The sequence below is a fragment of the Arthrobacter sp. D3-18 genome, from assembly GCF_054408525.1.
This window is the reverse complement of sequence record NZ_CP096440.1, coordinates 1,426,108-1,444,072: the sequence shown is the minus strand read 5'-3', so window position 1 is coordinate 1,444,072 and position 17,965 is coordinate 1,426,108. Positions and strand designations below refer to the sequence as shown.

Below are 17,965 nucleotides of genomic sequence, written 5' to 3'. Positions count from 1 at the left end.
TGGGCGCCGTCACCTCGATTAGCATGACTTACTGGACGCGCACGACGGCGGCGCTACCGCCAGGAAGCGTCAGTGTCCCGTCTTCCAGAGCTGCTTCGCTGTCGGTGGCCAGCAACACGGAGCCTGTCAGTGGCGTCCCAAGTGCTTCGTCCCCGAAGTTGCAAACCACCCGGACTGAGCCGCGGGAGAACTGCAGCCAGTGTTCGTCGTCGTCGAACTCGACGGACGTGTCACCGAATCCACCGTCCACCAGCTCCGGAGTGTTCCGGCGCAGCTGTGCCAAATCCTTGTACAGCTGCAGCAAGCGTGCGTGGTCTCCTTCTCGTGCTTCGTCCCACTTGAGCTTGGACCGCTGGAACGTTTCCGGGTCCTGTGGATCAGGGACAACGGCGGGGTCCCAACCCATGCGTTCGAACTCCTTGATCCGCCCCTCCGCTGTAGCCTTCCCAAGCTCAGGTTCCGGGTGGGAGGTAAAGAACTGCCACGGCGTAGAGGCCCCAAATTCCTCACCCATGAACAACATGGGCGTGAACGGGGACGTCATGGTCAGCACAGCGCCTATGGCCAGCTTTCCGTAAGACAACGACGATGTGAGCCGGTCGCCAGTTGCCCGGTTGCCGATTTGGTCGTGGTTCTGCAAACAGACCACCAGCGCAGACGGATGCGCCAAATCATGCCTGATGGGCCGGCCATGATGCCGTTCCCGGAAGCTGGAGTAGCTGCCATCGTGAAGGAAGCCATGTTGCAAGACCTTCGCCAGGACTGCCAGGGAGTCAAAGTCCGCGTAGTAGCCGGTCGTCTCTCCGCTGAGGTTGACGTGCACGGCGTGATGGAAGTCGTCGCTCCACTGGCCTTCCAACCCGTAGCCGTTGTCCTTGCGTGGATAGATGAGCCGCGGGTTGTTCAGGTCAGATTCAGCAATCATGGTCCGGGGAATTCCCGTCTCCGCCTCAATCTCATCTCCCAGCGCGCCGAACTCCTCAAGGATGTGCACGGCACGCTCGTCACGCAAGGCATGAACGGCATCGAGACGAAGTCCGTCCACATGGTAGTCCCGGAGCCACATCGCAGCATTTTCCAGGATGTACCGACGAACATCGTCCGAACCGGGTCCGTCCAGGTTGACCGAATCACCCCAGGTGTTGCCCTCTCCTGATTTCAGGTACGGGCCGAACTTAGGCAAGTAGTTGCCGCTCGGTCCGAGGTGGTTGTAAACAACGTCTTGAATGACACCCAAGCCAGCCGCATGCGCAGCATCCACAAAGCGCTGGTAAGCCTCAGGGCCGCCATAGGGTTCGTGGACGGCATACCAAAGGACACCGTCGTAGCCCCAGTTGTGGACACCGTTGAAGCCGTTGACCGGCAGCAGCTCGATGAAGTCCACGCCGAGCTCCACCAGATAGTCCAGTTTCCCGGTGGCGGCATCCAACGTTCCTTCGGGTGTGAATGTACCCAGATGCATCTCGTAGATTACGGATCCTTTGAGGTTCCGCCCCTTCCAACCGCCGTCCTTCCACTCATGGATGGAGGGATCGAAGGTCGCAGATAATCCGTGGACGCCGTCCGGCTGCCTCCGCGAGCGGGGATCGGGAAACGGTCCTTCCCCGTCAACGATGTAGCCGTACCGCACCCCGTCGGCTTCCTGCGCCGCCACATCAGCCGGCGCGCGCCACCACCCGCGGGCACCGCCGTCGTGGTGTTTCATGCCGTACTCCCGGTCTCCGACCAGCAACCGAACAGAATCGGCGTTCGGCGCCCAGACGTCGTAACGGTTTTTTCCAGCAGCGTTTTCCAGCATCAAGTTCCCCTGTACGTGTTTAAGCGTGCTTGCAGTGACGATGTTGACGGTCAGCTCACCAGAACCGTCCATCAATCAGTCAGTGGGTACCAGTAGGGCCACCGGGTATTGCTCCAGCAAAGTGGCCACAGGCAGAGCACCGGCCCCGTACGTGGCGCCAGTGAGTTCATCCCGGCAGTCCACTGTCAGTTCGATGGACGTGTCCCGCCAGCCGCCTTCCCTGGCTAGACGCTTGGGCAAGCGCGTGGCAACGGTGAGAGCTCCCCGACGGTCAGCCCCGCGATCGAAGGCCACCACGTGTGCGGCGGCAGCGCCTTGGGCCGCGACCGGGAGGTAACCGGCGAACAACCCGGGCCTGTCACGGCGCAACCTTAGCGCACGGGAGACCACCAGAAGTTTGGCAGCTTCCTCTGTGAACGCCGGCTTGGCGCCGTCATCCAGCTCCGCCAAGGCGGCGATGCGGACTTGGAAGTCCACTGGCCGCCGGTTGTCGGGGTCAGTCAGCGAGCCGTCTCTGAATTCCGTCCCTTGGTAGACGTCCGGCACGCCGGGCATGGTCAGCTGGATCAGTTTGGCGGACAGCGAATTGGACGTTCCATAAGGTTCGAGCTCGTCCACGAAGTTCGTCAGGGCAGCGGTAACCTCCGGCACGTCGAATACGGCGTCGACGGCGGCAGCCAACTTGCGCTCGAACTCCTGGTTGGGGTCGGTCCAGTTGGTGGAATTGCCGGCTTCCCGGGCTGCCTTCAAGGCATAAGACTGCAGCCGTTGGCGATCTGCGGGCCATGCGCCGACGATCGATTGCCAGATCAGTGCTGAGAGGGGTCCATCGGGGATGGGGGCGAGTTCCTGGACGGTGCCGAGGAAAAGCTCCCATTCAGGAACTGCCTCGGAAATGACCGAGATCCTGGCCCTTGCGTCCTCGCTCCGCTTGGTGTCGTGAGTGCTCAGCGTTGTCATGGAGAGCGGCAGAAGCTGCTGCCTGCGGGCCATCCGCTCATGGAAGACTCCACTGGGGATCGAGAATTCCGTGGGATCCGCGCCCACTTCCGTCAGTGATCCAAGCCGGGTATAGCGGAAGAACGCAGTGTCCTCCACGCCCTTGGCCATCACCATGCCGGACGTCTGCTGGAAACGCCGGGCCAGCAAACTGGTCTCATCCAGCAAGAGCGGCTGAAGCTGACTGAGGACGGTTGCCAGGTCAGGGCGCTCCTTGGCGGCGTTTTCCACGGACTCTACGAGTGTCTTCCCCCCGTAGGGCAGATATGTCCTATAGATGGGGAAACAGCAAATTACTTCAGCCAGTGCGTCGGCTACCTTGGCGAACGGCAGCTCCAAGGATTGAGGCACCAGGCGGGCAAGCCGCAGGATTTCCGAGCGCAGGATGCCATCGGCAATGCGGCGCTTGGTGGCATGAATCATGGCATGATAATCCGCCGGAGCGTCCGCATTCCGCAGACGGGCATCGAGGGAGTTCAGGTACTCCTCCGCAGCCGGATCCACAAAAAGGCGGTCAACATCAGCCAATGCGTCGTAGCCCGTGGTTCCTTCGCAGTCGAAGGTCGCGGGCAGCTGCTCCCCGGGTTCCAGGATCTTCTCCACCAACAGGTAAGCGCCCCCCGTCGCCTCGCGCAGCATCGCGAGGTAACCCTCGGGGTCGGCGAGCCCATCCGGGTGGTCGATCCTCAGACCGTCCACCAGTCCTTCGCGGAACCAGCGAACTATCTCTTCATGGGACTCGTCGAAAACCCAGGGAATCTCGACGCGTACCCCGGCCAGGGTGTTCACTGCGAAGAACCGCCGGTAGTTTAGGTCGGCGTCGGCCCGGCGCCAGCCAACCAACTCATAGTGCTGCCGTGCATGGACCTCGCGAGGGTTGTCCCCGGTGGCGTATGTCCCCTCGGCCAACGGGAAACTGTGATCGTAGTAACGCAGTTCGTCGTCGACAACCTTCAGCTCGTCGAGGTCATCGTCACTTCCCAGGACAGGGATGCGGATCTTCCCCCCGCCGAAGTCCCAGTCGACGTCGAAAGCCTCGGCATACTTTGAACCGCGGCCTTCCTTCAGGAGCTGCCACCACCATGCGTTCTGCTTGGGCGAAGCAACGCCCATGTGGTTGGGCACGATGTCGGCCAAGATGCCAAGGCCCTTGTCCTTCGCGGCCTTGGACAGTTCGGCAAGCCCTTCGGCACCTCCCCTGGAGGGATCCACGGTGGAGGGATCAGTCACGTCATAGCCGTGATCCGAGCCCTTTTCTGCAGTGAGGATCGGTGAGACGTAGACCCAATCGATTCCCAAGGAACGCAAGTATCCGGTCAGCTGGGCGGCATCCTGCAGGGTGAAGCTCGGGCGAATTTGGAGCCGATATGTAGAGACAGGGGTCCTCATGCGTCCGTCTCCTTCGCTTCGCCTTCGTCGTTAGCACCCTCGGGCGCGGCGCCCTTGTAGTCGAACGGCAACGACGTCACCGCAGGGGCGGTGATGGATGCCGTTTCCGGAGTGCTCGTGTGGGTCAGCGCGGCAAGGGAAGCTGCAACAGAGTGATCCGGTTCAATTTCAGGGGTGCTGTGGGCGCGGAGTACCACCAGTGACTTACCGCCAACCATCAGGATCTGGTCGGGCTTGATGACACCCGCTTCAGCGCCTTCTCCGGCAGTATCGATCATGACGTCCCAAGCCGGCGCATACTCGTCGGAAGGAATTCGGAAGCCTACTTCGTCCTGGTCTGCGTTGAAGTACAGCAGGAAGTTGACGTCAGTGATCCGACGGCCCTGTGTATCCAGGCCGTGGATACCGTCGCCATTAAGGAACACTCCTACAGAGCGTCCCAGGTGTTCGTCCCAGTCGGACGGCGTCATGGTACTCGCGTCGGCGTCCAGCCATACGATGTCCGGGAGACGCTCGCCTTCACCACGCAACACCGGACGACCATCGAAGAAGCGGCTGCGACGCAGGCTGGGGTGTTTGGCCCGGAGGGCGCTGACCGCTGCAGTGAACTCGATCAGGGGCTGATCCACGTTGTCCCAGTTGATCCACGTGAGCTCGGAATCCTGGCAGTAGCCGTTGTTGTTGCCGTTTTGCGTCCTGCCGAGTTCGTCGCCGTGCAGAAGCATGGGAACACCCTGGGACAGGAACAGCGAGGCAATGAAGTTGCGCTGCTGGCGCGCCCTCAGGCCAAGGACCGTGGGATCATCCGTGGGCCCTTCCGCACCACAGTTCCAGGAACGGTTGTGGGATTCGCCGTCGTTGTTGCCCTCGCCGTTGGCTTCGTTGTGTTTCTCGTTGTAGGACACAAGGTCAGCCAGCGTGAAGCCATCGTGGGCCGTGACGAAGTTGATCGACGCCACGGGGCGCCGCCCGGAGTGCTCGTAGAGGTCCGCCGAGCCTGTCAACCGGGACGCGAACTCGCCCAAGGTGGAAGGTTCGCCGCGCCAGAAGTCGCGGACCGTGTCGCGGTATTGGCCGTTCCACTCTGTCCACTGTGGAGGGAAGTTGCCCACTTGGTAGCCGCCGGGCCCAACGTCCCAAGGCTCGGCAATGAGCTTCACCTGGGAGACCACCGGGTCTTGTTGGATGAGTTCGAAGAAGGTGGACAGCTTGTCCACATCGTAGAACTCACGGGCCAACGTGGACGCGAGGTCAAAGCGGAATCCGTCTACGTGCATCTCGGTCACCCAGTAGCGCAGGGAATCCATGAGCAGCTGGAGGGAGTGCGGGCTGCGGACATTGAGCGAGTTGCCCGTGCCGGTGTAATCCATGTAGTACTTCTGGTCGTCTTCCACCAGGCGGTAGTACGCGGAGTTATCAATGCCCTTGAAGGAAAGTGTGGGTCCAAGGTGGTTTCCTTCGGCCGTGTGGTTGTACACGACGTCGAGGATGACCTCAATACCTGCAGTGTGCAGCGCCCGCACCATTGCCTTGAAGTCCTGGACCTGCTGTCCGGTATCACCTTTGGAGCTGTAGCTGTTGTGGGGTGCAAAGAAACCGATGGTGTTGTAGCCCCAGTAGTTGTTCAGGCCCTTGTCCTGCAGGATGCCGTCATTGACGAACTGGTGCACCGGCATGAGTTCGATCGCTGTGATCCCCAGCTTCTGCAGATGGGAGATAACCGCAGGGTGGGCGACGCCGGCATACGTGCCGCGCTGCTCCTCGGGCACCTCCGGATGCATCTGGGTGAGGCCCTTGACGTGCGCCTCATAGATCACGGACTTGTGGTACGGAATCCGCAGGAGCTTATCGCCGTCCCAGTCGAAGAACGGGTTGATGACCACGCCCAGCATCATGTGTGGCGCCGAGTCCTCGTCGTTGCGGGAATCCGGGTCCCCCATGTTGTACGAGAACAGGGACGGGTCCCAGTCGATCTGCCGGTGAATGGCCTTGGCGTAAGGATCCAGAAGCAGTTTATTGGGGTTGAAACGTTGGCCGGCGTCGGGGTCGTAAGGGCCGTGCACCCTGTAACCGTACTTCTGTCCAGGCTGAACCTGCGGCAGATAACAGTGCCATACGTAACCATCCACTTCGGTAACGTCTACGCGGACTTCCCCGCCGTCGTCGTCGAAGAGACACAATTCCACTTTTTCGGCCTTCTCGCTAAACAGCGCGAAGTTGGTGCCGGTGCCGTCAAAGGTGGCACCCAGCGGATAAGCCGATCCAGGCCAGACTTCCATGCGTTCTCCTCTTGATGATGCGAACAACTGTTGCAAGCCTACTCAAGCCCCCTGACACCGACAGCAACCTTACGGTCTTGTTGGGTCGTATTCCGCGCTGAGCGAACCAATGACGCGCGGTACGGCCGCCGCGATCGCCGAGGCTGTAAGGGGTCCTCCGTCGAAATCTGCCGATGCCAGAGCACCAGCCCGGCCGTGGACGCTCGCAGCAACCGCGGTCAGGGCAGCCCAGCGGTCCGCAAGGTCCAAGCCCAGGGCCGCATATGCGCCGTCGTCGTGCCGGATGGACTCCACAGCCTGCGCCAGCAGGGCGCCCAGAACACCGGCAAGGACATCGCCGCTGCCTGCGGTGGCCATCCAGGCGGTGCCTTCGGATTGGCTGAACAGAACGCCCGACGGCGACGACACCAGTGTGGTGGCACCCTTCAGGAGCACGGTTGCACCGGTCTGCTCGGCGGCCTGCCGTACGAAGTGGAGGGGGCGGGATTCGACGTCGTCGCGCGTTACCTTGACTTCCCCCGTGGAAGGAAGCGAGTTCAGCAAGGTAGCCAGCTCGCCAGCATGGGGTGTCAGTATCCAATGAGCGGGGCAGCGTTCCGGCAAGAGACTTAAGGCTCCGGCATCGACGACCACCGGCAACTCGTCGGCGAGGGCCGAAGTGCCGGCATCCCTGGCCCGCTGCAATTGTTCCTCACCGTCAACCCCGGACCCCAGCAACCACGTTTGGACACGGCCGGGATTATCCGTCTCCCACAAGGCTTCCGGAGTTCGGGCGAGAACCAGTTGGGCCGCAGATTGAGGCCCGAGGTAGCGCACCATGCCCACTCCGGCAAGAGCCGCGGCGTGAACGCTCAGAGCAGCAGCTCCCGCGAAACGCGCGGAACCTGCTACTACTCCCAGGACGCCCCGCGTGTATTTATGCGCGCGTCGGCCGGGCCTGGGCAGCAGCGCGCCAAGGTCCGAGCCAGTGAGACGGCGAAGCTCAGGGTTGGCGTGCTCCAAGGATTTCTCAATCCCGATCGGCACCAGCTCTACTCGGCCGGCACAGCCCTCCCCCGGGTCGGCCATGAGTCCCGCCTTGATGCCGCCGAACGTCACGGTGATATCCGCATCCAGGACTGGCCAATGCACTTCCCCGCTATTGGCATCCAATCCACTGGGGACGTCGCAGGCCACCACCAAACGGGGACGCAGCTCTTGAAGTGAAGCCACCAATTCCGCCTGGGCTTCCCTCAATCCCCCGCGGGCCCCTGTCCCGAGCAGCGCGTCAATAATACAGTCATCGCCCGCGCACAGGACTGCAAGCTCTTCCGCATTCGCTGGCTCCAGCCGGACAACACGCCCGTCTGCTGCGACAAAAGCAGCCAAGGCTTCCTTGTGCACTTCAGGCGCGGCGAGTATCGCCGTCGTGCGCATACCGCGACGGGCCAACAAAGCCGCAGCGAAAAGGCCGTCGCCGCCATTGTTGCCCTTACCGGCCAGCACCGTGACACTAGCGCCTGCAAGCTTTCGCCTGCTCTTGACCTCGCGAGCCACGGCCTGAGCCAAGCCATAAGCTGCCCGTTGCATCAGAACAGCGCCCTCACCGGAATCAAGGAGCGGCTGTTCCGCATCCCTGATCTGTAGTCCGGTGAAGGCGCTGATCATTGCTTTTTGAAGTTCGCTTAGCCCTCGGCGAGGACAGTCGCCGTGGCTATGCCGCCGTCGTGGCTCATGGACAAGTGCCAGCGCTTGACGCCCTTGGCCTCAGCCACGGCAAGCACGGTCCCTTTGACTTGAACGGTAGGACCGTTCTCGTCGAGGCCAATCCAGCAGTCCTGCCAGTTCATGCCCGCCGGAGCGCCCAGCACCTTGGCCACGGCTTCCTTGGCAGCAAAACGTGCGGCCAGCGACCGGGTGTTGAGTTCCCGCTCGGCAGGAACAAACAGACGGTCCCGGAGTCCCGGTGTCCGTTCCAACTGCCGACCGAACCGCTCGATGTCTACGACGTCTACGCCAATGCCAACAATCATGGCGTTATTCTACGGTCACGCTCTTGGCCAGGTTACGCGGCTGATCGACGTCGTAACCCTTGGCACCAGCGAGCTCAGCAGCAAAGATCTGCAGCGGAACGGTGGTGAGCAGCGGCATCAGCAGAGTGGGAGTCTCCGGTACGTAGAAGACGTGCTCAGCGTAGTCCTTGACCGATTCGTCGCCCTCTTCAGCGATCACCAGGGTACGGGCACCACGTGCGCGGACTTCCTGGATGTTGCTGACTACCTTGGAGTGCAGGGAATCGCGGCCACGCGGGGACGGGACAACAACGAAAACCGGCTGGCCGTCGTCGATCAGGGCGATCGGACCGTGCTTGAGCTCGCCGGCGGCGAAGCCTTCAGCATGGATGTAGGCGATTTCCTTGAGCTTCAAGGCACCTTCGAGGGCAACCGGGTAGCCAACGTGGCGGCCCAGGAACAGGACGGACTTCTCGTCCTTCATGCTGCGGGCGAGCTCGCGCAGGGGCCCTGCGTTGTCCAGGATTTTCTGGATTTTGGCCGGGATCTTGTTGAGGTCCGCGAGGACATCCTTGATCTGTCCCGAGAAGATGTTGCCCCGCAGCTGGGCCAAGTAGAGACCAAGCAGGTACGCCGCTGTGATCTGCGCCAGGAATGCCTTGGTGGATGCGACGGCGATTTCCGGACCTGCGTGCGTGTAGAGCACGGCGTCGGATTCACGCGGGATGGTGGAACCGTTGGTGTTGCAGATGGAGATCGTCTTGGCGCCCTGCTCGCGGGCGTAGCGGACAGCCATCAGCGTGTCCATGGTCTCGCCCGACTGGCTGATGGAGACCACCAACGTGTTGGAGTCAACGATGGGATCGCGGTAGCGGAACTCGTGTGCGAGCTCCACCTCGGTGGGAATCCGGCACCAGTTTTCGATTGCGTACTTGGCTACGAGACCGGCGTAGGCTGCGGTACCACAAGCCAGCACGATGATCTTGTCCACCTGCTTGAGGAGCTCAGGATCGATGCGGACCTCGTCAAGGGTGAGCTTGCCGTTGAGGTCCGAGCGGCCCAGGAGGGTCTGCGCTACGGCGTCCGGCTGGTCGTGGATTTCCTTCTCCATGAAGGAGCTGAATCCACCCTTTTCGGCCGAAGCCGGGTCCCAGTCAACGTGGTATTCCTTGCCCTCGGCCGGAGCGCCGAAGAAGTCTGTGATCTCCACGGTGTCCGCGGTGATGGTGACAATTTGGTCCTGTCCCAGTTCCACGGCACGGCGGGTGTAGTCGATGAAGCCCGAAACGTCAGAGCCGAGGAAGTTCTCGCCATCGCCCAGGCCCACTACCAAGGGGGAGTTGCGGCGGGCGGCCACGACGACGTCGGGCTGGTCCGCGTGAACTGCGAGGAGGGTGAAGGCTCCTTCGAGGCGCTGGCAGGCGAGGCGCATCGCCTCGGTGAGGTTGCCGCCGTCGCCATTGAGCTGGGTGCGGAATATGTCACCGATAAGGGCGGCAGCAACTTCGGTATCGGTTTCCGACTCGAAGGTGACACCCTTGCCCAGCAGTTCCTGCTTGAGCTCAGCGAAGTTCTCAATGATGCCGTTGTGAATGACCGCCAGCTTGCCGCCGTCGGAGAGGTGCGGGTGTGCGTTACGGTCGGTGGGTCCGCCGTGCGTAGCCCAACGGGTATGGCCGATGCCGGTCAGGGACTCGGGAACGGGACTTGCTTCCAGTTCTGCGATCAGGTTGCTCAGCTTGCCGGACTTCTTACGGGACGAGATGGTCCCATTAGCGACTACTGCGACGCCGGCGGAGTCATAGCCGCGGTATTCCAGACGGCGCAGCCCTTCCACCACAACGTCAAGAGCGCTGTATCCAGCTGCCTTGCGAGACGAATTGCCAACATAGCCTACGATTCCACACATGGGTACAAGCCTAGCGGCTAGTGCAAACAACTGATGTGGGACATCCCCCCTCTTGCTGTAGCGCGTGCGAGAGCCACCACTCATAATTCACCTGCCTGTCGTCGTGCATTTCCTGATCCGCCCTGCGGAGGGCAGAATCATGAGCGTGACTTTGCAACGCACCGAAGCTAATGGCGACGGCGCTTCCCCGTTTGTAGAGCTGGACCGTCAAACGTGGTCCCGGCTTGCAGCGCAGATGGAGCAGCCCCTCAACGAAGAGGACATTTTCCGTCTCCGCGGCCTCGGCGACCCCCTGGACATGAAGGAAGTACGGGAGGTTTACCTCCCGCTGTCACGCCTCCTGCACTTGTACGTCGAGGCATCCCACCAGCTGCACGCAGCCACCACCACTTTCCTGGGCGAGCAAACCCAGCGGACTCCGTTCGTCATCGGCGTGGCCGGTTCGGTTGCTGTCGGCAAGTCCACCATCGCCCGTGTGCTCCGGGAAATGCTCCGGCGCTGGCCAGGAACCCCCAACGTGGAACTCATCACCACTGACGGCTTTCTCTACCCCTTGGCCGAGCTGAAACGCCGGCATCTACTGGAGAGAAAGGGATTCCCGGAGTCATACGACCGCCGCGGCCTTCTTCGCTTCGTCTCGGAAGTCAAAGGCGGCGCTGAAGAAGTCCGCGCCCCCTGGTACTCCCACGTCACTTACGACATCGTGCCGGGCAAAGAAGTTGTGGTGCGGCGTCCCGATGTCCTGATCGTTGAAGGCCTCAACGTCCTGGCCCCCGCCCGTCCACGCATGGACGGCAAACAAGGACTGGCCGTCAGCGACTTCTTCGATTTCTCCATCTACGTCGATGCCAAAACCTCCTATATTGAAGAGTGGTACGTAGACCGTTTCCGGAAGCTTCGGACCACGGCCTTCGCCCAGCCCGAGTCCTACTTCCACCGCTACGCCACGTTGTCCGACGACGACGCCGAATCCACCGCACGCGGCATTTGGAAACGCATCAACGAGCCAAACCTTGAGGAGAACGTGCTGCCTACCCGCGGACGTGCACAATTGGTCCTCACCAAGGACGCAGACCACTCCATCCGCCGCATGCTGCTGAGGAAGGTCTAGCTTGCAGAACAATCCTCAACCACTGCCCAGCCGGAGGGTTTTCGCGAGCCTGCTGACCGCTGGTGCCGGAATGGCAGCCCTGGCCGCCTGCACGCCGAACAGCACCACTCCCTCCCCCGTGGCCGCCAACGCCGCCAGCGAGGTCCCTTCGGCCTCGGCAACGCCTTCCGTGGCCGCTCCCAGCGTCGTAGCTACCGAGACCTCCCCCGTTGCGGCCCCCGTAGAGCCTGCACCCTCCAGCGACGTGCCTGCCAGCACCGCCCCCTCGCGTTCCGTAGCGCCGCAGTACTCACTGGCGGATCCGGCGAGCCCTTGGGTTGTGGTCAACAAGCACCGCCCATTGACTCCCCAAGACTTTGTTCCGGCGGATTTGGTTCAGCCGGGCGTACGTCTCGCCGTCAGCGGTGAAGCGGCTTTGCTTAACAGCACGACGGCGGCCGCCGCGGAAAAGATGTTCGGCTCCGCAGCCGCGGAGGGCGTCATCATGACCTTGGCCTCTGGCTACCGTTCTTATTCCACGCAAGTTAGTACCTACAACGGATACGTAGCCAATACCGGTCAGGCTGCAGCGGACCGCGCGTCCGCCCGCCCAGGGCACTCAGAACATCAAACGGGCTGGTCCTTCGACATTGGTGACGGCGCTGGAGCCTGCAGCTTCCAACCATGCTTCGCCGAACAACCCGCCGCTGTGTGGGCGAAAGCCAATGCCCACAAGTTCGGCTTCGTGGTCCGCTATCCATGGATGTTCCACGACACCACCGGGTACTTCTATGAGTCCTGGCACTTGCGCTACATCGGCGTGGAGGCAGCCACGGATATGGCCACGCGGGGCATTGCCACCTTGGAAGAGTATTTCGGGCTCGAAGCAGCGCCGGACTACCTCTAGTCCTTAAACATTGAAGCCCGCTCTCCTGCTTCAACTGAAGCAGGAGAGCGGGCTAAAAAGTGAGCTTTCCTAGACTGCCATCTCGCTGGGAGCGCCCAAGCGGTCCTTGACCACTGCAGCAAGTCCATTACAGATGCGCTCGGCTGTTTCCATGTCAGCGGCCTCCACCATGACACGAACCAACGCCTCGGTGCCTGACGGGCGGAGCAGCACACGGCCGGTCTCGCCCAGTTCAAGCTCCGCTGCTGCAACTGCTTGGGCAACGCCCTCGTCCGTGGCGGCACGGGCCTTGTCAACGTCCTTGACGTTGATCATGAGCTGCGGAAGCTTGGTCATGGCACTGGAAAGGTCCTTGAGGCTGCGACCTGTGAGGGCAACCTGCGCGGCAAGCTGGAGACCGGTCAGAACACCATCACCCGTGGTTGCGAAGTCCGAGAAGATCACATGGCCGGACTGTTCGCCACCGAGGTTGTACCCGCCGTCGCGCATCTCTTCCAGGACGTAACGGTCACCAACACCGGTCTCCCGGATGGTGATACCGGCATCGCGAAGGGCGATCTTGAGGCCAAGGTTGCTCATGACCGTGGCAACGAGGATGTTGTCCTTGAGCTTTCCGGCTTCCTTGAGTGCCAGCGCCAGGATCGCCATGATCTGGTCGCCGTCCACTTCATTGCCTTCATGGTCAACGGCCAGGCAGCGGTCGGCGTCGCCGTCGTGCGCTACCCCAAGGTCCGCGCCGTGCTTGACCACCGCTTCCTTCAGCGGGCCCAAGTGAGTGGAACCCACGCCGTCGTTGATATTCAGGCCGTCCGGCTCTGCTCCGATCACCACGACGTCAGCCCCGGCGTCCTTGAACACCTGCGGTGAACAGCCGCTCGCTGCGCCGTGGGCGCAGTCCAGGACCACCTTCAGGCCTTCCAAACGCTTAGGCAGCGTGCCCAGCAGGTGCACGATGTACCTGTCCTCGGCGTCCGAGAATCGCTGGATGCGTCCGACGTCGGCGCCTACCGGCCGCTGGGGCTCTTTGCCCAGCTGCGCCTCGATAGCGTCCTCAACATCGTCCGGCAGCTTCTGACCGCCCCGGGCGAAGAACTTAATACCGTTGTCCGGAGCCGGGTTGTGGGAAGCCGAGAGCATGACTCCGAAGTCGGCGTCGAGATCCGCCACCAAGTAAGCCGCTGCGGGGGTGGGAAGCACACCGGCGTCGTACACGTCGATGCCGGAGCTTGAAAGCCCGGCTTCAACGGCCGCGGCAAGGAACTCTCCGCTCGCCCGGGGGTCCCTGGCGACGACGGCGCGCGGCCGCTTGCCATCGGTTGTGCGGTCATGGCCGAGTACGACGGCGGCCGCCTGCGCGAGCTGCATAGCCAGTTCGGCGGTGAGCAATCCGTTCGCGAGACCGCGGACGCCATCTGTTCCAAATAATCTAGACATCGGGTCAAGTTTAGACGACGCCGGGACAGCACTGGTTCAAGGGGCCGTCGGAGGGTCACACACGGCGCTCCTCTTGACTCCCCTGCGTCGGTTCTGAAACGACGAAAGCCCGCCCCGCCGAAACGGCGGAACGGGCTTTCGAGTAAGCGCAGATTAACGCTTGGAGTACTGCTGAGCCTTACGTGCCTTCTTGAGACCAGCCTTCTTGCGCTCGATGACGCGGGCGTCACGGCTCAAGTAACCGGCCTTCTTGAGGGTGGCGCGGTTGTTGTCGACGTCGATCTCGTTCAGCGAGCGAGCAACACCGAGACGCAGCGCACCGGCCTGGCCGGAGATGCCACCGCCGTGGATACGGGCGATGACGTCGTAGGCGCCTTCGAGATCAAGGATCTTGAAGGGCTCGTTGACGTCCTGCTGGTGCAGCTTGTTCGGGAAGTAGTTGTCCAGCGTGCGGCCGTTGATGGTCCACTTGCCGGAACCCGGAACAACGCGAACGCGTGCAACGGCTTCCTTGCGGCGGCCAACAGCTGCACCGGCAACGGTCAGTGCCGGGCGCTCCTTCTTGGGCGCATCTTCACCAGATGTGCTTTCAGAGGTGTAGCTGGTGAGGGTTTCCTCAGCCTCGACGGCTTCGGCGGTCAGTTCTTCGTTCTGAGCCACGGTTCTCCTTGTAATGAAAAGTTGGTTGGTGGCCAGGACTACTGGGCGACCTGGGTGATTTCGAAAGTCTTCGGCTGCTGTGCAGCGTGGGGGTGCTCAGCGCCACGGTAGACCTTGAGCTTGCCCAACTGCTGTGCAGCGAGAGAGTTCTTGGGGAGCATGCCCTTGATGGCCTTCTCAACAGCGCGAACCGGGTTGGATTCCAACAGCTCGGCGTAGTTGACGGAGGTCAGGCCGCCCGGGTAACCGGAGTGGCGGTATGCGCGCTTCTGCTCCAGCTTGGCGCCGGTGAGGGCAACCTTTTCAGCGTTGATGATGATGACGAAGTCGCCCATGTCCATGTGGGACGCAAAGGTCGGCTTGTGCTTTCCGCGCAGCAGTGTTGCGGTCTGGCTGGCAAGACGACCAAGGACAACGTCGGTGGCGTCAATGACGTGCCACTGGCGGTTGATATCGCCGGGCTTCGGGGTGTACGTACGCACGGTTTTGCCTCGTTCTTGTTCTGGCGTTCATGTTTTAGGCGGCACGCAATAAGGCGTGCACCTATCTATGTATGCGCTACCGGAGCAGAGGTGAGGGCTCTATGTACCAGTTATCCCAAGATCTCGAAATGCCTCAGGAGTTAGCGATCCTGCAACTGGATCCCCCGGAAGGCATGTGTCATCGAGATAGGACACGCACAACGACTCTAAACAATACCGTCACTAGGGCGTCCGGGTCAAAATGGGGTAACCGCCCCCAGGGGTAGCGCACCGCAGAGAGGGCAGTACATGACCGACAGCCTCGTCTTTCCACTCCTTGTCGCGCTCCTTGGCTTACTACTGAGCCCTGCTATTGAGCTCGTAATCGCCCGCTCGCTGCCGCGGCTCGGCGGCCCTCCTGCCCTTAAGGTCCGGATCACGACGGCGGTGGTCACCGCGCTGCTTTTTGGTTCACTGGCGTGGCGTTTTGGATTTTCTCCAGAGTTGCCGGCATTTCTTTTATTGGCACTCCTGGGAGTCCAGCTTTCGAGGATTGATTTCACCCTCCACTTACTGCCCAACGTCCTGGTTTTGTTTTTACTCGGTGGCGGATTGACACTTCTCCTCGCCTCCGCCGTCCTCAGTCCGGGTTGGCCTGAGCTGCTGCGAGCACTTGCTGGAGGAGCAATCCTGTTCGCCGGCTACTTAATTCTCGGACTTATTTCGCCAGGAAGCCTCGGAATGGGCGATGTGAAGCTCGCAGCACCCCTGGGACTGTACTTGGGGTACTTGGGTTGGGGGCAAGTACTCTTCGGGGGGCTTCTGGGGTTCGTGGTGGGCGGGGTGCTCACGGTGCTGATGTTGCGCCAGCGACGCGCCGAAAAGCCTGTAGAAACGGCCCACGGCCCCGCAATGGTCATTGCCGCGCTAGGCGTGGCTTTGTTCATGAACTAGCCGAGGTTAGTACGCCCTTACTGTGACTTCGGGGCGCGCCGCCATTAATAAGGCTACTTCGCAAACCAAGTAGTTTCCGCCTGTCTTGGCGTTGAAACCGAGTACTCACTGCCCTCGAAGTGTGCCACCAAGTAATGAGTGGCCCATGAAATCGAGTACGACTACGCATTGTGGCTTCCCCCCATCCTGATGAATTCTTATCTCATCGAATTCCGAACCGCTAAAGGCTACATGGCGGCAGTTCGAAACTCGGGCGAATTTCAGTTCGCTATTTGTCATTCATCATTTGCCAAATTTATTCTGGGAAGGATTTTCCAATGTCATCTCTCATGGTTTCCGTAATTTCGTTCATCGCCGGCGTCAAGGACCGCTTCACCTCCGAGGAGAAGGGTGCGACAGCTGTTGAATATGGTCTGCTCGTGGCCCTGATCGCGGCTGTCATCGTCGGGGTCGTATTTACAATCGGGGGGCAGATCCTCGAAGGCTTTACCGATGTGACCACGGAACTCACAAAAGTAGCCTAACCAGCTCAAGCTGACTTCCGGGCTGGCTGCTGCGACGTACCATCGGCAGCAGTCAGCCCGGAACCATTTCTGGGAGTTGCCATGAAATTACGAGTCAATGGTCTGCGCGGGAATCGAACCGTTCGGGAACGCGGCGCGGTTGCGGTTGAATTCGCACTGGTGCTGCCGCTGTTCCTCGTATTGGTACTGGGGATTTTTGAGTTCGGCCGGGCCTTCAATATCCAGGTGTCGTTATCCGAGGCCGCCCGGGAAGCCGCCCGTTATGCAGCCATTCACCAGTCGGATTCCACGTACAGCGTGGGCGACGCACAGGCTGCCGGCGTGGCCGCGGCACCTTCCGTTGGGCTCGATCCTGGCGATATCACCATCTCCTCATCAGGCACCACGCCTTGCAACGTGGAGGTCAATATCTCCTACAGCACGCCCTGGATGACCGGCTTCCCTGGACTCGTACCGGGTATGCCGGCCGAGCTAGACGTGTCAGGGACGGGAGTCATGCGATGCGGCGGCTAAAGCAGTCTGATAACGAACGTGGCGCGGTGGCTCCCATGACAGCAATGCTGATGGTGGCCCTTTTGGGCATGACCGCGCTCGCCGTAGACGTTGCCATGATGTATTCCGAGCACGCCCAACTGCAGAACGGTGCCGACTCATCAGCAATAGGCATCGCCCAAGCCTGCGCGCAGAACGCAGCTTCAGCCGACTGTGCTGCACCCACGTCTACAGCAACCTCCTTGGCCGGCTTGAATGCCCTGGACGGCGTCAGCAATGCCCCAGTGGCCACGGTGAATTTTGGCACTGGGACCGTGGATGTCACTACCCAGTCTCGGAACAACTCCGGCGACAATCACTTCACCTTGGTGTTCGCGCGAGCTCTGGGCCTCGAGACAGCGGACATCCAAGCCTCAGCTCAAGCCAAGTTCGGGGGGTTTTCGTCCACGGACGCTGTGCCCCTGACGTTCTCACAATGCGAGTCGGACCCCAGTTTCAGCAAAGGGCTTCAGTTCTTTCCGGTTCACGGAACCTCGCTTTCCGACGATCCGGACTACGCGTGCCAGCATCAGTCTTCATCAGGTTTCGAGCTTCCCGGTGGTTTCGGTTGGCTCAAACACCCAGGCGCCACATGCACGGTCCACGTGGACATCGACGATCCCTGGGTAGAGGCCAACGAAGGAAATGATTTCGATACGACCTGCGCTGCTGCCTTCGCTTCCTGGGAAGCAAAGCTCAAGGCCGGCAAGCCCGTTGAACTTCTCATTCCGATTTTCGAAACAGCATGTCCAGTGAAAAAGGGGACGGGCACCAACCCCTGTGCTTCGTCCCCCTACAAAAAGTCCTTCAAAATCGAGGCCTTCGCCCAGATATCCCTTAGTGGATGGCACCTCACTGGCGGCGGATCCAGCTACATGACGTCCGAGGCCTCCGCGCTTCAGAAGTCCCTGGGACTCAAGAACAGCGACACAGGCTTGTTCGGCACGTTCATCAAGAAAGTAAGTCTGACGGAGGCCGCGACGCTGGGCGGCCCAACCACGTACGGCGCCTTGGGCGTCCAACTCACCGAGTAACAAAT

15 protein-coding genes are annotated in these 17,965 nt (G+C 61.3%); 6 read left to right on the top strand and 9 right to left on the bottom strand.

What is annotated here, in order from left to right:
• Positions 1 to 28 precede the first annotated feature (28 nt).
• The 6 genes from treZ to glmS all read right to left on the bottom strand — a co-directional run bounded on the left by treZ (position 29) and on the right by glmS (position 10,365).
• Positions 29 to 1,798, bottom strand: coding sequence for a malto-oligosyltrehalose trehalohydrolase (treZ, locus tag M1D89_RS08755; RefSeq protein WP_498650922.1), 1,770 nt, complete (start codon positions 1,796 to 1,798; stop codon positions 29 to 31).
• A gap of 75 nt (positions 1,799 to 1,873) precedes the next feature.
• Positions 1,874 to 4,186, bottom strand: a complete 2,313-nt coding sequence (gene treY, locus M1D89_RS08750; RefSeq protein WP_498649820.1) for a malto-oligosyltrehalose synthase — start codon at positions 4,184 to 4,186, stop codon at positions 1,874 to 1,876.
• Positions 4,183 to 6,465 carry a glycogen debranching protein GlgX gene (gene glgX / locus M1D89_RS08745; protein WP_498649818.1) on the bottom strand — a complete coding sequence of 761 codons (2,283 nt, stop codon included), beginning with the start codon at positions 6,463 to 6,465 and terminating at the stop codon, positions 4,183 to 4,185. The genes treY and glgX overlap by 4 nt, the downstream gene beginning before the upstream one ends.
• 69 nt (positions 6,466 to 6,534) lie before the next feature.
• Positions 6,535 to 8,112, bottom strand: coding sequence for an NAD(P)H-hydrate epimerase (locus tag M1D89_RS08740; protein ID WP_498649816.1), 1,578 nt, complete (start codon positions 8,110 to 8,112; stop codon positions 6,535 to 6,537).
• A 17-nt stretch (positions 8,113 to 8,129) separates the two neighbouring features.
• Positions 8,130 to 8,477 carry a holo-ACP synthase gene (locus M1D89_RS08735; RefSeq protein WP_011775548.1) on the bottom strand — a complete coding sequence of 116 codons (348 nt, stop codon included), beginning with the start codon at positions 8,475 to 8,477 and terminating at the stop codon, positions 8,130 to 8,132.
• Between the two features lie 4 nt (positions 8,478 to 8,481).
• Entirely contained in the window at positions 8,482 to 10,365 is a 1,884-nt protein-coding gene (gene glmS, locus M1D89_RS08730; RefSeq protein WP_498649815.1) for a glutamine--fructose-6-phosphate transaminase (isomerizing), read from the bottom strand.
• A 139-nt stretch (positions 10,366 to 10,504) separates the two neighbouring features.
• On the opposite strand from glmS, the gene coaA reads away from it, so the two are divergent.
• Positions 10,505 to 11,476 carry a type I pantothenate kinase gene (coaA, locus tag M1D89_RS08725; RefSeq protein WP_011775550.1) on the top strand — a complete coding sequence of 324 codons (972 nt, stop codon included), beginning with the start codon at positions 10,505 to 10,507 and terminating at the stop codon, positions 11,474 to 11,476.
• Position 11,477: 1 nt separating this feature from the next.
• Positions 11,478 to 12,362: a M15 family metallopeptidase gene (locus M1D89_RS08720; RefSeq protein ID WP_498649813.1), complete on the top strand. Its 885-nt coding sequence runs from the start codon at positions 11,478 to 11,480 to the stop codon at positions 12,360 to 12,362.
• A gap of 69 nt (positions 12,363 to 12,431) precedes the next feature.
• Here the strand turns inward: M1D89_RS08720 and glmM are convergent, their stop codons facing one another.
• The 3 genes from glmM to rplM all read right to left on the bottom strand — a co-directional run bounded on the left by glmM (position 12,432) and on the right by rplM (position 14,938).
• Entirely contained in the window at positions 12,432 to 13,796 is a 1,365-nt protein-coding gene (gene glmM, locus M1D89_RS08715; protein WP_498649811.1) for a phosphoglucosamine mutase, read from the bottom strand.
• A 153-nt stretch (positions 13,797 to 13,949) separates the two neighbouring features.
• On the bottom strand, positions 13,950 to 14,456 hold the full coding sequence (gene rpsI, locus M1D89_RS08710) for a 30S ribosomal protein S9 (protein WP_017200290.1): 507 nt from the start codon (positions 14,454 to 14,456) through the stop codon (positions 13,950 to 13,952).
• A gap of 38 nt (positions 14,457 to 14,494) precedes the next feature.
• The gene (gene rplM / locus M1D89_RS08705) at positions 14,495 to 14,938 is read right to left on the bottom strand and encodes a 50S ribosomal protein L13 (RefSeq protein ID WP_024817563.1); all 444 of its coding nucleotides are present in this window, start codon (positions 14,936 to 14,938) and stop codon (positions 14,495 to 14,497) included.
• Between the two features lie 288 nt (positions 14,939 to 15,226).
• Here rplM and M1D89_RS08700 point away from each other — a divergent pair, with 288 nt between their 5' ends.
• From M1D89_RS08700 to M1D89_RS08685, 4 genes are all read left to right on the top strand, one after another.
• Positions 15,227 to 15,871 (top strand): prepilin peptidase, encoded by a 645-nt coding sequence (locus M1D89_RS08700; RefSeq protein WP_498649808.1) that lies wholly within the window; start codon positions 15,227 to 15,229, stop codon positions 15,869 to 15,871.
• A gap of 317 nt (positions 15,872 to 16,188) precedes the next feature.
• Positions 16,189 to 16,395 (top strand): Flp family type IVb pilin, encoded by a 207-nt coding sequence (locus M1D89_RS08695; protein WP_498649806.1) that lies wholly within the window; start codon positions 16,189 to 16,191, stop codon positions 16,393 to 16,395.
• A gap of 81 nt (positions 16,396 to 16,476) precedes the next feature.
• A complete protein-coding gene (locus M1D89_RS08690; RefSeq protein ID WP_498649804.1) occupies positions 16,477 to 16,908 on the top strand; it encodes a TadE/TadG family type IV pilus assembly protein in 432 nt (143 codons plus the stop codon).
• Positions 16,909 to 16,934: 26 nt separating this feature from the next.
• Positions 16,935 to 17,960 carry a pilus assembly protein TadG-related protein gene (locus M1D89_RS08685; protein WP_498649802.1) on the top strand — a complete coding sequence of 342 codons (1,026 nt, stop codon included), beginning with the start codon at positions 16,935 to 16,937 and terminating at the stop codon, positions 17,958 to 17,960.
• Positions 17,961 to 17,965 lie beyond the last annotated feature (5 nt).

What these genes read in the sequence shown, in the direction of transcription:
- treZ (WP_498650922.1), bottom strand. Translation starts at nt 1,798, where the DNA reads ATGCTGGAAAACGCTGCTGGAAAAAACCGTTACGACGTCTGGGCGCCG.
- treY (WP_498649820.1), bottom strand. Translation starts at nt 4,186, where the DNA reads ATGAGGACCCCTGTCTCTACATATCGGCTCCAAATTCGCCCGAGCTTC.
- glgX (WP_498649818.1), bottom strand. Translation starts at nt 6,465, where the DNA reads ATGGAAGTCTGGCCTGGATCGGCTTATCCGCTGGGTGCCACCTTTGAC.
- M1D89_RS08740 (WP_498649816.1), bottom strand. Translation starts at nt 8,112, where the DNA reads ATGATCAGCGCCTTCACCGGACTACAGATCAGGGATGCGGAACAGCCG.
- M1D89_RS08735 (WP_011775548.1), bottom strand. Translation starts at nt 8,477, where the DNA reads ATGATTGTTGGCATTGGCGTAGACGTCGTAGACATCGAGCGGTTCGGT.
- glmS (WP_498649815.1), bottom strand. Translation starts at nt 10,365, where the DNA reads ATGTGTGGAATCGTAGGCTATGTTGGCAATTCGTCTCGCAAGGCAGCT.
- coaA (WP_011775550.1), top strand. Translation starts at nt 10,505, where the DNA reads ATGAGCGTGACTTTGCAACGCACCGAAGCTAATGGCGACGGCGCTTCC.
- glmM (WP_498649811.1), bottom strand. Translation starts at nt 13,796, where the DNA reads ATGTCTAGATTATTTGGAACAGATGGCGTCCGCGGTCTCGCGAACGGA.
- M1D89_RS08700 (WP_498649808.1), top strand. Translation starts at nt 15,227, where the DNA reads ATGACCGACAGCCTCGTCTTTCCACTCCTTGTCGCGCTCCTTGGCTTA.
- M1D89_RS08695 (WP_498649806.1), top strand. Translation starts at nt 16,189, where the DNA reads ATGTCATCTCTCATGGTTTCCGTAATTTCGTTCATCGCCGGCGTCAAG.
- M1D89_RS08690 (WP_498649804.1), top strand. Translation starts at nt 16,477, where the DNA reads ATGAAATTACGAGTCAATGGTCTGCGCGGGAATCGAACCGTTCGGGAA.